Raw genomic sequence first — 13,692 nt, 5'->3', positions numbered from 1 at the left:
CACTAGACACATCACCACTATATAAGAAGAGAGAACGCCATGACCGTTGGAACTTATGAGAGCAATCTGACCGGCGCCGGCCTTCGCATCGGCATCGTCCAGGCCCGTTTTAATGCCGACGTCGGCCATGGCCTGCTGTCGTCCTGCCTGGCTGAACTCAAGCACCTGGGCGTGGCGGACGAAGACGTGCTGCACGTGACGGTGCCGGGCGCGCTGGAAATTCCACTGGCCCTGCAAAAGATGGCTGAAACCGAACAGTTCGATGCCCTCATTGCGCTGGGCGCCGTCATTCGTGGCGAAACCTACCACTTCGAGCTCGTCTCCAACGAGTCTGGCGCCGGCATCACGCGCGTGGGCCTGGACTATGGCATGGCCATCGCCAACGCCGTGCTCACCACCGAAAACGATGAGCAGGCCGAAGCGCGCATGGCGGAAAAGGGCGCCGATGCTGCCCGCGTGGCCGTGGAAATGGCCAACCTGCTGATCGCGCTCGAAGAACTGCAAGCCGACGAAGAATAAGCTCCGCATCACGACAGGTTAAAGGTAAGGTAAGTACGATGACAGATAAAAGTTTGCACGCCAACCCCAGCAAGAACCGCACGCCACGCCACCGCGCGCGCGAGTTCGCCTTGCAGGGACTGTACCAATGGCTGCTCAACAACGAAGACGCGACCACGGTCGTCAACAACATCCGCGCCGCCCACGGCTTTGAAAAAGCCGATGCCGACCACTTTGCCGCGCTGCTGTATGGCGCGATCAAGGATTCGGTGGCCCTGCGCGAAGCGTTTGCGCCCCTGATCGACCGCGGGATTGCGGAGCTGTCGCCAATCGAGCATGGCGTGCTCCTGATCGGCGCGTACGAACTGAAGAACAACCTGGAAATTCCTTACCGCGTAGTCATCAACGAAGCGGTGGAGCTCACCAAGTCCTTTGGCGGCATCGACGGTCACAAGTATGTCAACGGGGTGCTGGACAAGCTGGCCCCGCGCCTGCGCGCCGACGAAGTGGCAGCCGACACGCGCCGCTAAGCAGGTCGCCATCCATAGCAAGCCGCCTACGGGCGGCTTGTTGCATTTGGGCGTCAGTCATGGACCTGCCTGGGCAGCGGCAGTCGCCATAAGAAAAGGGCCGGTCCATTGCTGGAACCGGCCCCGTGCGAGCGTGCTTACAATCTTACTGCAGTGCCAGCTGTTCGCCTTCCGGCACCACCGGTGCGGATTCAGCCTTCGGTGCATCGGCCGGCGCCGCCTTGTCGGCGACAATCGCGGCCGGTGCAGCGGCAGGTGCCGCTGGCGCCGGGCGGGTAAAGGTCGGCACGTGCTTGCCGCTGGCAACGAGCTTGAGGCGACGGTATTCCGCCAGCACCTTCGAGCCATAGCCCTGGTCGGTTTCAAAGGCGGCCGCGCCCACGTACTTCTTGAGGCCCGCTTCGACCGAACCACCACGCTTGACATACTCTTTCAAAATCTGTGCGCCGACACGAATGTTGGCCACGGGATTTAATGCTGCCTGCGTGCCGCCGAGCGGCTTGAATTTGTCATGGTGAATCTTCGACATGACCTGCATCAAGCCTTGCGCGCCGACCGGGCTTTCCGCGAACGGGTTCAGGCCCGATTCGATGGCCATCACGGCCAGGATCAGCAGCGGGTCCAGCTTGGTTTCGCTGGCCGTCACATAGGCCGTCGACACCAGCATGTTGGTGGCATCGTTGGCAACGCGATAACGCTTGGCCAGCCAGTTGGTCACATAGCGCTGCTGCCTGGAGTCGCTCGCCGAAGCCTTGTCCTGGGACAGTGCGGGAGCGGCTGGCGTGCTGGCCGCCGCGGGTGCGGCTGCCTGCGTAATGCCGGACACGTCCACCGGGGCGGCGGCTTGGGCCACCATCACGGGAGCCGGGGCCGGGGCCAGTACCTGGGACAATTGCTGCGCCATGTCAGGGCGGGCGTACAGGACGCCAATGACCGCCAGGGCAGACAGGCCCACGAACGTGAGGGTATGCTGCGCGGTTGTGGCAACGCCACGCGCCGTTTTCGCGACGGCAGACCACGTCACTGGCCGGGCAGCCATATGTTGAGCGAACTTTGCTGTCGCTCCGTTGAAACGATGAATCATCGAATTCCCCTTTGTCGCGGCAAAAGCTGTCCCCGTGCTGCGAACATAGCGCAGCGGGTGGCTTGAGCCGTGCATCAGAAATATCGTCTATCGCCGCTGGCGCGGTCGATTAACGCCGTCATTGCTTGCTGAAGCTAGGTCGTTCCCGTGTGGTATTAGACCAGTCGCAATACAACTGTTTTCGGGGAGAAGGCAGACGCCTATTGAAAACACTCCTTAAAATGTCATTGGGGCCCCGACCCCGTGAATAGTTGAGAACAGCTATGATGTGTCTCTTGGACAGAGCTATCTCATCAACATGGACCAAATTGTAGGATCTGGCATATATCAAGTCAATACTAACACGATTCTTCTTTATTACTTTTGGATCTAGCTTTTGTTGACGCAATGCAGCAAAACCCTGTGAAATCAAACACTTGCCGTGGTATTTTCAACAACCATGGTGTCAAGAAAAAAACAATATAAAACCGATGAAATATTCCGATCTCCGCGATTTCATGTCAAAGATGCAAGAAATGGGCGAATTGAAGCGCATTTCCTTGCCAGTTTCACCATATTTGGAGATGACGGAGGTCTGCGACCGCGTTTTACGTGCCGAAGGGCCCGCCATCTTGTTTGAACATCCCGTCGGACACAGCATGCCGGTGCTGGGCAATCTGTTCGGCACCCCGCGCCGGGTCGCGCTTGGCATGGGGGCCGACAGTGTGAGCGAACTGCGCAAAATCGGCCACGTGCTGGCCAGGCTCAAGGAGCCGGAACCGCCCAAGGGTTTCAAGGACCTGATGGGCCTGGGTTCGCTGGTCAAGGCCGTGTGGGACATGTCGCCCAAGGAAACGCGCGGCGCGCCGTGCCAGGACATCGTGTGGGAAGGCGCCGACGTGGACCTTGGCCGCCTGCCCATCCAGCATTGCTGGCCCGGCGACGTGGCACCCTTGATTACCTGGGGCCTGGTCATCACCAAGGGGCCCAACAAGAAGCGCCAGAATCTCGGCATCTACCGGCAGCAAGTGCTGGGGCCGAACAAGGTCATCATGCGCTGGCTGGCGCACCGGGGCGGGGCGCTCGATTTCCGCGAGCATGCCCTTGCCACCAAGGGCCAGCCATATCCGATCGCGGTGGCCCTGGGCGCCGACCCCGCCACCATCCTGGGCGCCGTCACGCCGGTGCCGGACAGCCTGTCGGAATACCAGTTTGCCGGCTTGCTGCGCGGCAGCCGTACCGTGCTGACCAAGGCCATCGGCAGCGAGCTGCGTGTGCCGGCCTCGGCCGAGATCGTGCTGGAAGGGCATATCTACGCCGACCCCGGCCATCCGACCGGCTACGAACATGCGCTGGAGGGGCCGTATGGCGACCATACCGGCTACTATAATGAGCAGGACAGCTTCCCCGTCTTTACCATCGACCGCATCACCATGCGGCGCGATCCCATCTATCATTCCACGTATACAGGCAAGCCGCCGGACGAGCCGGCCGTGCTGGGCGTGGCGCTCAATGAAGTGTTCATCCCCCTGTTGCAAAAGCAATTTACAGAGATCACCGACTTCTACCTGCCGCCGGAAGGGTGCAGCTACCGCATGGCCGTGGTGCAGATGAAAAAGCAGTATGCCGGGCACGCCAAGCGCGTCATGTTCGGGGTCTGGAGCTTCCTGCGCCAGTTCATGTATACCAAGTTCATCGTGGTGGTGGATGAAGACGTCAACATCCGTGACTGGAAGGAAGTGATCTGGGCCATCACGACGCGGGTCGACCCCACCCGCGACACCGTGCTGGTGGACAATACGCCGATCGACTACCTGGATTTCGCCTCGCCCGTCAGCGGGCTGGGCAGCAAGATGGGTATTGATGCCACCAACAAGTGGCCGGGGGAAACCAGCCGCGAATGGGGCACGACCATCAGCATGACGCCCGAAGTCAAGGCCAGGGTCGACACCATGTGGCGGGAGCTCGGGCTGTAGCGCGCGGGGAGGGCGTTCGCCTCCCCACAAAAGCCGGCACTGGGGTATAATCATGTCTGGCGGGCCCCTGCGCATTGTGGCATGGCTAACCTGGTCAGGTCGGGAACGAAGCAGCCACGGCCGTTAACCATAAGTGCCGCAGATCAGGCTCGCCTCTTTGATCTTCTGGATCTCTCTGATCTTTCCGTTTTGATCTTTCCGATTCGATCTCGCCTCCCCGGCAGTTCCCTCGTCTCCCATCTTCCCGTCTGGCGCTTTATCGATCGCCCGTGCGCCGCGCTGTTTGCCGCGTTGCCATAGCTTGTTTACAATGGCCTGTTTCGCCAGCGCCTTTTTCGCCGCGGGCGCGCTCATACGGTAAAATCCACGCATGTCCTATCAAGTCCTCGCCCGCAAGTACCGTCCCAAGAACTTCGAAACGCTCGTTGGCCAGGAGCACGTGGTGCGCGCCCTCACGCACGCGCTGCACACGGGCCGCCTGCACCATGCCTATCTGTTCACCGGCACCCGCGGCGTGGGCAAGACCACGCTCTCGCGCATCCTGGCCAAGTCGCTCAATTGCGTGGGGCCGGACGGCACTGGCGGCATCACGCCCCAGCCCTGCGGCGTATGCGAAGCGTGCACCGCCATCGATGCCGGCCGCTTTGTCGACTATATAGAGATGGACGCCGCGTCCAACCGCGGCGTGGACGAGATGGCGCAGCTGCTTGAACAGGCCGTGTATGCACCGTCCAATGCGCGCTTCAAGGTCTACATGATCGACGAAGTGCACATGCTGACCAATCACGCCTTCAATTCCATGCTCAAGACGCTGGAAGAGCCGCCGGCGCACGTCAAGTTCATCCTGGCCACGACTGATCCGCAGAAGATTCCCGTTACCGTGCTGTCGCGCTGCCTGCAGTTCAACCTCAAGCAGATGCCGCCCGGGCACATCATCAGCCACCTCGACAACATCCTCGGCCAGGAAGGCATCAGTTTCGAACAGCCGGCCCTGCGCCTGCTGGCGCAAGGCGCGCACGGCTCCATGCGCGACGCGCTCTCGCTCACCGACCAGGCCATTGCCTATGCGGCCGGGCAGGTGACGCTGGACGCGGTGCAGGGCATGCTCGGTGCACTCGACCAGTCCTACCTGGTGCGCCTGCTCGACGCCCTGCTCAACCAGGACGGCGCCGACCTGATGGCAGTGGCCGACGACATGGCCAGCCGCAGCCTGTCCTACAACGGCGCGCTGCAGGACCTGGGCACGCTGCTGCACCGGATCGCACTGGCGCAAAGCGTGCCGGGCGCCGTGCCGCAAGACCTGCCGGAACTGGCCGACATCCTGCGCCTGGCGCAAGCTTTCGACGCCCAGGAAGTGCAGCTCTATTACCAGATTGCCGTCCATGGCCGCAACGAGATGGGCCTGGCGCCGGACGAATACGCCGGCTTCACCATGACGCTGCTGCGCATGCTCGCTTTCCGTCCCGGTAACGGCGGCGCCGAGGGCGGGGCGCCGGGCGGCGCCGGTGGCGCGCGTGCGCCTGCCGCCGGGCGTCCGGCACCGGTAGCGCCGACGCGCGCTGCCAGCGCCGCCGTGGCCAGCCACGCCACGGTTGCACCTGTCGCGCCGCCTCCCGCGGCTGCGCGGCCCGCAGTGCCGCCGCCAGCACCGCCGCCGCCAGCACCGCCGCCGCAGTCCCCCGCTCCCGCTGCGCCCCAGGCCAATGCCGCGCGCGCCGCCATCAATGCCGCGCTGGAAGCGGCGCGTGCGGCCAGTGGCGGACGCCAGGCCACACCGCGCCGGGCCACGGCCCAATCCAACCAGGCCGACGCTGCGGCAGCCGAAGCGCCGCCTGCACCCCCGGCACCGCCCGCTGCACCATCGGCACCGTCGGCACCGTCGGCACCATCGGCGCCACCGCCGTGGGAGCAGGGCGCCCAGGCTCAGGCCCACGCGCAGCCAGCTGCGATGGCGCCGTATGCGCCACCCGCAGACGGAGGCGCCGACGACCTGCAGGATGGGCCGCCATCGTGGGTCATGGAATTTTCCGACGACACCGCAGTGGCGCAGGAAGCGCCGGCCGTGGTGGCACCCCCGGCGCGCGCGCCGGCCATGCCCAGGCCCGACTACATCATCACCCCGGTGCCGGAACTGTCGTGGGACGGCAACTGGCCGGCGCTGGCGGCCAGCCTGCCGCTGCGCGGCGTGTCGCAGCAGCTGGCGCTGCAGACGGAAATCGTCAGCTGTACGGTGGACGGCAACGTCACCATTTTCCGCCTGCGCGTGCCCATCGATACCCTGCGCGCCAGCGGCAATACCGAGAAGCTGGCCGCGGCGCTGCAGGAGCGCTTTGCCGGCACCAAGGTCCAGGTCGAGATCGACATCGGCCCCGTGTGGTATACCGCCAGTGCCGAAGCGATTGCCTACAAGGCCGAATGCCAGCGCGTGGCCGAAGAGACAGTCATGAACGATCCCTTCGTCAAGGACATGATGCGCGACCTGGGGGCCTTTATCGTGCCGGGGTCGGTGCGGCCGGCGGGCGGCGCGGCTGCGTAAGGCGCGGACAGAATTTGCAGCATCCCTTATTGTCTAATTTTTTGAATCACGGAGAACCATCATGATGAAGAACCAGCTCGCAGGCTTGATGAAACAGGCGCAGGCCATGCAGGACAATATGAAAAAGGCGCAGGAAGCGCTGGCCCTGGTGGAAGTGGAAGGCCAGTCCGGTGCCGGCCTGGTCAAGGTCGTCATGACGTGCAAGAACGACGTCAAGCGCGTTTCCATCGACCCTTCGCTGCTGGCCGACGACAAGGACATGCTCGAAGACCTGGTCGCTGCCGCCTTCAACGACGCCGTGCGCAAGGCCGAAGCCGTATCGGCCGAAAAGATGGGTGGCCTGTCGGCCGGCATGCAGCTGCCCCCCGGCTTCAAGATGCCGTTCTAAATGTCCAAGTCGCTCGACTTCCTCACCGAAGCCCTGCGTCGGCTTCCCGGCGTGGGTCCGAAGTCGGCGCAGCGCATGGCATTCCACCTGCTCCAGCACGACCGCGACGGCGCGGCCATGCTTTCGCGCGCGCTGTACCAGGCGGTCGACTCGGTGCACCACTGCGCCATGTGTAATACCTTTGCCGAGACCGAGGTGTGCGACACCTGCACCGATCCGGCGCGCGATACTGCGCTCCTGTGCGTGGTGGAGACCCCGGCCGACCAGCTCATGATCGAACAGACCCTGACCTACAAGGGTTTGTATTTCGTGCTCATGGGACGGCTCTCGCCGCTGGACGGCATCGGTCCCAAGGACATCCACCTTGACAAGCTGATTGGCCGCGCGGCCGATGGCGTGGTGGGCGAGGTCGTGCTGGCCACCAATTTCACCAACGAGGGCGAGGCCACTGCCCACTACATCAGCGAAATGCTCAAGGCGCGCGGGCTCAAGGTAAGCCGGCTGGCGCGGGGCGTGCCCGTCGGCGGCGAGCTGGAGTACGTTGACGCCGGCACCATCGCCCGCGCCATGCTGGACCGCCGCAGCACCTAGGTCATACCCTTGCATTGAAGCTTTTGCTTTGCGCGAAGTAGCGCTGCGCGTTTGCGTCTGCTCAAATGTACGCGACAAAGCGCTGGTATCGTGGCTCCACACCAGGGGGTCCCACGCATGCACCTCGTCGACATCACCATGTTTTACGCGCCCGAAGGCGGCGGGGTGAGTACCTACCTCAACGCCAAGGCGGCGTGGCTGGCACAGCGGGGCGTGCACCATTCCATTCTCAGCCCCAATGTGCAGGGCCGGGCTGGTGCGCCGGCGCTGGTGCACCTGGCCGGGGCCGCGCTGCCCGGCTTCAATGGCTACCGCATGCCCTGGACGGTGAGCGGACCGGCGCGCGCACTGCGGGCGCTGCAGCCAGACCTGATCGAGGCGGGCGACGCGGCCCAGGCGGCGTGGGCCGCGCTGCGGGTCAAGCGGCAGCTGGGCATCCCGGCGGTCGCCTTTTATCATTCCGACCTGGCACGCCTCATGCACGAAAGGTGGGGCGGCCTGGCCGGCGCCCTTGCGCGGCGCTACCTGGCACCGCTGTACCGCCAGTTTGACCTGGTGCTGGCACCATCAAAGCGCATGGTGGCGCAGCTGGCCGGCATGGGCGTGGCCGGCGCCGTGCATCAACCGCTGGGCATTGATACCTCCACCTTCACGCCCGCGCGGCGCATGGACAACCTGCGCGAGCGCCTGCGCCTGCCTGCGAGCACGCGCCTGCTGGTCTATGCCGGGCGCGACACGCCCGAGAAAAAACTCCCGATGCTGCACGAGGCCGTGCGCACGCTTGGGTCCCCCTATCATCTGCTGCTGGTGGGCGGCGCCGGCGCCCATCGTGGGCCGCACACCAGCCACCTGCCGTTCATGCGCGACCAGGCGCAGCTGGCATGCCTGCTGGCCAGCTGCGACCTCTTGGTCCATCCCGGCGACTGCGAAACGTTCGGCCTCATCGTGCTCGAGGCCATGGCCTGCGGCCTGCCGGTGGTGGCGGCAAGCGGTGGCGGCACGGCAGAACTGCTAGACGAAGACACCGGCATTCTTGTGCAGCCCAACAGCGTGGCGGCCCTGTGTGCGGGCATCGACACCCTGTTCCAGCGCGACCGCAGCGCCATGGGCCTGGCCGCAGCGCGCAAGGCGCGCGAGCACTACGACTGGAACCACATCATGCCGCAGTTAATGCAGCGCTACGCGCGGCTGCTGGCTTTGTGGCCGGGCGCCAGCGTGGAAGTGGAGCGTCTCTGTGCAAGCGAATGAGCGGCCCGCGCTGTGCGTTTCCATCCACGACGTGGCGCCGGCCACCTGGGCCGAATGCCTGCACCTGTTGCACGCGATTCGCGCCGTCGCCGACATTCCGCTCAGCTGGCTGGTTGTGCCGTGCTACCACGGCAGTCTGCGCATTTCGCGCCCGTACGAGCGCAGCCTGGAGCGGCTGCTTGGCCAGGGCCACGAACTGGTCCTGCACGGTTACACCCATCGTGACGAGTCGCCGCCGGCCGCGTCGCTGCGCGAATGGGTGCTGCGCACCATCTACACCGAGGGAGAAGGGGAGTTTGCCGCGCTCAGCCAGGAGCAGGCCCGGCGCCGCATCGAACTTGGCCTGCACTGGTTTGGGCAGCGCAACTGGCCGGTGGCCGGTTTTGTCGCCCCTGCCTGGCTGATCAGCGCGCCGGCCGAGCGGGCGCTGCGACAATTTCCGTTTGAATACACGAGTACCTACGGGCGCTTCCATTGCCTGCGCGCGGGGCGCAGCCTGTTTGCACCATCCATGGTGTACGCGGCGCGCAACCGCTGGGGGCGCGTCCTCTCGCCGGCCGCCGCGAGCGTAATCGCGCAGCTGCAGGGTCGCGCCCCGCTGCTCAGGCTGGCGCTGCATCCGCGCGACGCCCATCATCCCGGCCTGGTGCGCCACGCTCAGGGCCTCATCGAGCATTTGCTGCAGGGGCGCCAAGCCCTGACCAAGGGTGGCTTTGCCGGTTGGATGGCGGCCTGGGCTACCAGTACGGGCCCCAGTAGCCGCCCCAGCGGCCTCGTCCATAAGCCACCGACCAGTGAGGATGGCCATAACGTGCCGCCTCCTCCTTGGCGCTAAGCTGCAGGACGCATTGACGCCAGGGATCGGAATGGGCCGCATAGCCCAGCCGTGCGCAAGCGGGCCCGTACACCACCATCATTTCATTCATCTCTGCCTGCATACGGGCGGCGCGCTCTTGCGGCGTCGTACACGCGGCCAGCAACAGGGTGCCGGCTGCTGCGGCCAGCTTGAACACTTTTCGCATGATCGTCTCCTTCCTTGCGCGCTGGCGGCGGCCAGCCTGTCCCCAGCATAAAATTCGCCGCACGTCGATCGCTGATCCCCATCAATCGCGCCAGGGAACTTTTGCCACCCGACCCACCAACCCGCACAATCTATTTCCCACCACCAGGGTCAGACCACTTTTTGACGCCTAAATCAATTTCCTTACGCCAGGGTCAGACCACCAAAACGCGGTAAAGGTAACGCCCAAAATCTTCGCACCCAAATTAACAACCCGGGTCAATTAAAATTTTTGGAAAGCGGGTGCCTGCCAAATATTGCAGGTGCCCGATTGCCGCCCGGTTCCGTTGCCAAAAGTTTCCTTTCCGCATCCGGCACTGTTGATTGCATTGGCGCACAAATATGCAGTGCCCACATGAATATCGTGGTCAGGCGGCAATGCGCCAAGGAAAAGAATCGGCGAAAGCGTTGCTTTTCTCTCGTTCAAGTGGTCTCGTATATTGGAGTTACCGAAAATTTGGCAGAATGTGGGCCAGATTTATTGGTCGGGCAGAGTGACATCGGCGTGGTCGGAGACGAGTAGTCTGTGGGTCAGATAGGTGCCTTTGCCCGTTTTTTCCTTGCAAGTCCGGACGGTATCTTAGGCCTTAGAGCCTGCATACGAGACAGGTCAACAAATGGAAACTACGCACGCTCCCATTCTGGGAATTGATGTCAGCAAGAAGAAGTTGGACGCCGCGCTGTTGGAAGGCGGCAAACTGAAGAACAAGGTCGTTGAGAACAGCAAGGCCGGATACGCCGAGCTGGCGAACTGGGTGACCAAGCAAAAGGTCGATGTGACGACAGTCCACGCCTGCATGGAGTCAACCGGCATCTACAGCGAGCCCGTAGCGCTCAATCTGCAGGCAGTTGGCATGAAGGTCAGCATCGTCAATCCAGGCTGCATCAAGGGCTTCGCTCAGAGCGAAAACATTCGAAACAAGAACGACAAGGTCGATGCCGGCGTTATTGCTCGGTATTGCCGAGCAATGACGCCGGAACCTTGGGTGGCACCGCCGCCAGCTGAGCGCTTGTTGCGTGGATGGGTGGAGCGCCTCAGTGCACTTCAGGATATCCGCCAGCAGGAAGCAAACCGGATTGAAGCGCATGAGTTCGCCGGGCAAACTGACTTGGCCAAGCACACCAAAGAGCACGTGGACTGGCTGGATGCCCAGATCGCGCAGCTCAAGAACGATATCGACACCCATATCGATAGCGATCCTGGGATGCGGGCTGACGTTGAGCTAATGACGACGATTCCGGGCGTGGGACGCGCCACGGCAGCCAAAGTCATCAGCTATGCGGGCGATGTGCGAAAGTTCAGCAGCGCCAAGGCCTTCGCCGCTTACATCGGCGTCACTCCCAAGCAACGGCAATCGGGCAGTTCGGTAAGAGGCCGGACCATGATCAGCCGAATCGGCAGTGGTCAACTGCGAGCAGCGCTGTACATGCCGGGCGTGGTGGCCAAGACGCACAACCCGATACTCAGGGCCTTTGCGGCCCGCTTATCGGACAACGGCCTGGCCAAGATGGCCGTGGTCAGCGCTGTCATGCGTAAGCTGGCACATCTGATCTACGGGGTCCTGCGGTCAAACAAGCCCTTCGATGCAAATTACTTGCAATCCGGGCTTGCAATTCAAGACGGTATCTGACCCTGGTTATAGGAAATTGATTTTGGCCGGTTTAAGTGGTCTGACCCTGGTTGAGGGAAAGTTATTTCGTTTGGGCCAGCAAGCGGGGTGCGGAATTGAGCAGCATTTCGGCGATCTTTTCCTGGGGTGAAGGGTGACCCAGGTAGTAGCCCTGCACCATGTCACAGCCGTACTCCTCCAGCAGCAGCAGCTGTTCGTCCGTTTCAACCCCTTCGGCCACCACCACCATCTTCAGCCCGTGTGCCATGGCGATGATGGCGCGCGTGATGGCGGCGTTCTCGGAATCCTGCGGCAGCCCGCAGATGAAGCTCTTGTCGATCTTTAGCGCCCGTACGTCAAAACGCTTGAGGTAGTTCATCGAGGAGTACCCGGTGCCAAAGTCGTCAATCGACAGGTACACGCCAATGGAACGCAGCTGCTCGAGCGTGGACATGGTGGCGCGCGCGTTGTCCATCAGCGTCCCTTCCGTCAGCTCCAGTTCCAGAAAGCGCGGATCGAGCCCGGTGTCGTGCAGCGCCGACAGCACGGTCTGCGTCAGGTTATCGTCCTTGAACTGCTTGGCCGATAAATTGACCGCCATCCGCAGCGAGCGCTGGGTGGTCTTTTGCCACATGCGCGCCTGCACGCACGCAGTGCGCAGCACCCATTCGCCGATCGGGACGATCAACCCCGTCTCTTCAGCCAGCGGAATGAATTCGGTCGGCGATATCAGCCCCCGCTCGGGATGGCGCCAGCGCACCAGCGCTTCCACCCCCACGATCTGGGCGCTGCGCACGTCAATCTGGGGCTGGTACAGCAGATAGAGTTCGTCGTTCTTCAGCGCCTTGCGCAAGCCCACTTCGAGCTTGACGTGACTCATGATCTGCATCGTCAGCGAGGAGCTATACAGCTTGGCATTGTTCTTGCCGCAGTTCTTGGCGTGGTACATGGCGGTGTCTGCGTACTTGAGCAGCGAGTCGCAGTCGTCGCCATCTTCCGGAAACAGCGAGATGCCGATGCTGGCAGTGACGAAGATTTCATGGCCGTCGATCAGGAAGGGCCGGCGCATGGCGTCCTTCACCCGGTGCGCCACATTGAGCGCATTTTCGACCCGGTCCAGGTCGGGAATGAGGATGGTGAATTCATCGCCGCCGAGGCGCGCGAGGTTGTGCGACTGGTCGCCGCGCGACACCAGGTCACTCGGACGAATGGTTTCGCGCAGCCGTTCGGAGACGATCTTGAGCAGGTGGTCGCCCACGTTGTGCCCCAGCGTGTCGTTGATGCGCTTGAACGCGTCCAGGTCCATGAACAAGACCGCAAATTTCTTGTTGCCGATCTTGGATCGGTTCAGTTCCCGCTCCAGCGTCTCGAGGAACGCCTGACGGTTCGGAATGCCGGTCAGGCTGTCGAAATAGGCCAGGCGCCGGATCTGCTCTTCGTTCTGTTTGCGCTCGCTGATGTCGCGCACCAGGCCCAACACTTCGTCCGGTCCCGTGGCCACCAGGCGCGCTTCGAAGTGCTGCACCAGCTCGCCGTGCACCAGTTCATAGTCGACCGAGCGGATATGCTGGGTGGCGAGCACGATGCCGACCTGCTCCAGGATGCGCTCGGCAATCTCCCTGGGCAGCACGTCGCCGATGTGCCGCCCCACGCAGTGGTCTTCGTCGATCGCCGCGCTGCTGTCGTGCCCCTGCTCGTAGTCGAGGTAGTAACCATCCTGGCTTAGCCGGAAGAACGTATCGGGGATCGCGGCCAGCACGGCGCGGTTCTGGGCATCGGCCTTGCGCAGCCGTACGATGGCGTCGCTGGCGCGCAGCACGTACAGCACCCGGTGGCCCAGGATCGGCCAGTTGATCGGCTTGGAGACGAAGTCGGTGGCGCCCACTTCATAGGCGCGCGTGACCGCGTCGATGTCGTCGCCGCCGGTGACCATGATGATGGGGACCGGTGCACCGCTTTCGATCCGGCGGATCTCGCGGCAGGCGGAAAAGCCGTCCATGTTGGGCATGTCGACGTCCATCAGGATCAAGTCCGGCGCGGCGCGCTGGAAGCAGGACACGGCTTGCCGGCCGTCGCCCGCTTCGATGCCGTCCAGGCCGACCTGGCCCAGCATTTCGATCATCAGCAGGCGCATGACCGGGTCGTCGTCGGCTACCAGTACGACGCCGCGTTTGGTGGAGATAGCTGGCATG

At 63.2% G+C, this 13,692-nt stretch carries 12 protein-coding genes and 1 other RNA gene; 10 read left to right on the top strand and 3 right to left on the bottom strand.

Features of this window, described 5'->3' with window-relative positions:
- Positions 1–39 precede the first annotated feature (39 nt).
- Positions 40–519 (top strand): 6,7-dimethyl-8-ribityllumazine synthase, encoded by a 480-nt coding sequence (gene ribH, locus KY495_RS01150; protein ID WP_219881961.1) that lies wholly within the window; start codon positions 40–42, stop codon positions 517–519.
- 38 nt (positions 520–557) lie between these two features.
- On the top strand, positions 558–1,028 hold the full coding sequence (gene nusB, locus KY495_RS01145; protein WP_219881960.1) for a transcription antitermination factor NusB: 471 nt from the start codon (positions 558–560) through the stop codon (positions 1,026–1,028).
- Positions 1,029–1,173: 145 nt separating this feature from the next.
- Here the strand turns inward: nusB and KY495_RS01140 are convergent, their stop codons facing one another.
- Positions 1,174–2,067, bottom strand: a complete 894-nt coding sequence (locus KY495_RS01140) for a transglycosylase SLT domain-containing protein (RefSeq protein WP_229518453.1) — start codon at positions 2,065–2,067, stop codon at positions 1,174–1,176.
- A 515-nt stretch (positions 2,068–2,582) separates the two neighbouring features.
- Here KY495_RS01140 and ubiD point away from each other — a divergent pair.
- The 7 genes from ubiD to KY495_RS01105 all read left to right on the top strand — a co-directional run bounded on the left by ubiD (position 2,583) and on the right by KY495_RS01105 (position 9,665).
- Positions 2,583–4,067 (top strand): 4-hydroxy-3-polyprenylbenzoate decarboxylase, encoded by a 1,485-nt coding sequence (gene ubiD / locus KY495_RS01135; protein WP_219881958.1) that lies wholly within the window; start codon positions 2,583–2,585, stop codon positions 4,065–4,067.
- 58 nt (positions 4,068–4,125) lie between these two features.
- Positions 4,126–4,224, top strand: an RNA gene (ffs, locus tag KY495_RS01130) — signal recognition particle sRNA small type.
- 213 nt (positions 4,225–4,437) lie between these two features.
- Complete coding sequence (locus KY495_RS01125) at positions 4,438–6,603, top strand: DNA polymerase III subunit gamma/tau (protein WP_219881957.1); 2,166 nt, start codon at positions 4,438–4,440, stop codon at positions 6,601–6,603.
- A 61-nt stretch (positions 6,604–6,664) separates the two neighbouring features.
- Positions 6,665–6,991: a YbaB/EbfC family nucleoid-associated protein gene (locus KY495_RS01120; RefSeq protein ID WP_219881956.1), complete on the top strand. Its 327-nt coding sequence runs from the start codon at positions 6,665–6,667 to the stop codon at positions 6,989–6,991.
- Entirely contained in the window at positions 6,992–7,582 is a 591-nt protein-coding gene (gene recR, locus KY495_RS01115; RefSeq protein ID WP_219881955.1) for a recombination mediator RecR, read from the top strand.
- A 117-nt stretch (positions 7,583–7,699) separates the two neighbouring features.
- A complete protein-coding gene (locus KY495_RS01110) occupies positions 7,700–8,830 on the top strand; it encodes a glycosyltransferase (protein ID WP_219881954.1) in 1,131 nt (376 codons plus the stop codon).
- Positions 8,817–9,665, top strand: a complete 849-nt coding sequence (locus KY495_RS01105) for a DUF2334 domain-containing protein (RefSeq protein ID WP_219881953.1) — start codon at positions 8,817–8,819, stop codon at positions 9,663–9,665. Before KY495_RS01110 ends, KY495_RS01105 begins: the two co-directional genes overlap by 14 nt.
- Positions 9,666–10,113: 448 nt before the next feature.
- Here the strand turns inward: KY495_RS01105 and KY495_RS01100 are convergent, their stop codons facing one another.
- Entirely contained in the window at positions 10,114–10,317 is a 204-nt protein-coding gene (locus tag KY495_RS01100; protein ID WP_219881952.1) for a hypothetical protein, read from the bottom strand.
- Positions 10,318–10,507: 190 nt separating this feature from the next.
- Here KY495_RS01100 and KY495_RS01095 point away from each other — a divergent pair, with 190 nt between their 5' ends.
- Positions 10,508–11,521 (top strand): IS110 family transposase, encoded by a 1,014-nt coding sequence (locus KY495_RS01095; RefSeq protein WP_219881833.1) that lies wholly within the window; start codon positions 10,508–10,510, stop codon positions 11,519–11,521.
- Positions 11,522–11,582: 61 nt separating this feature from the next.
- On the opposite strand, the gene KY495_RS01090 is transcribed toward KY495_RS01095, so the two are convergent.
- Positions 11,583–13,691: a bifunctional diguanylate cyclase/phosphodiesterase gene (locus KY495_RS01090; RefSeq protein WP_219881951.1), complete on the bottom strand. Its 2,109-nt coding sequence runs from the start codon at positions 13,689–13,691 to the stop codon at positions 11,583–11,585.
- Position 13,692: the final 1 nt, after the last annotated feature.

Source organism: Massilia sp. PAMC28688, from assembly GCF_019443445.1.
Taxonomy (GTDB): domain Bacteria; phylum Pseudomonadota; class Gammaproteobacteria; order Burkholderiales; family Burkholderiaceae_D; genus Telluria_A.
Note: the sequence above shows the minus strand (reverse complement) of the source record. Positions and strands in the feature narration are given on the sequence as shown.

Coding starts and splice junctions, on each gene's coding strand:
- ribH (WP_219881961.1), top strand. CDS start 40: ATGACCGTTGGAACTTATGAGAGCAATCTGACCGGCGCCGGCCTTCGC.
- nusB (WP_219881960.1), top strand. CDS start 558: ATGACAGATAAAAGTTTGCACGCCAACCCCAGCAAGAACCGCACGCCA.
- KY495_RS01140 (WP_229518453.1), bottom strand. CDS start 2,067: ATGGCTGCCCGGCCAGTGACGTGGTCTGCCGTCGCGAAAACGGCGCGT.
- ubiD (WP_219881958.1), top strand. CDS start 2,583: ATGAAATATTCCGATCTCCGCGATTTCATGTCAAAGATGCAAGAAATG.
- KY495_RS01125 (WP_219881957.1), top strand. CDS start 4,438: ATGTCCTATCAAGTCCTCGCCCGCAAGTACCGTCCCAAGAACTTCGAA.
- KY495_RS01120 (WP_219881956.1), top strand. CDS start 6,665: ATGATGAAGAACCAGCTCGCAGGCTTGATGAAACAGGCGCAGGCCATG.
- recR (WP_219881955.1), top strand. CDS start 6,992: ATGTCCAAGTCGCTCGACTTCCTCACCGAAGCCCTGCGTCGGCTTCCC.
- KY495_RS01110 (WP_219881954.1), top strand. CDS start 7,700: ATGCACCTCGTCGACATCACCATGTTTTACGCGCCCGAAGGCGGCGGG.
- KY495_RS01095 (WP_219881833.1), top strand. CDS start 10,508: ATGGAAACTACGCACGCTCCCATTCTGGGAATTGATGTCAGCAAGAAG.
- KY495_RS01090 (WP_219881951.1), bottom strand. CDS start 13,691: ATGCCAGCTATCTCCACCAAACGCGGCGTCGTACTGGTAGCCGACGAC.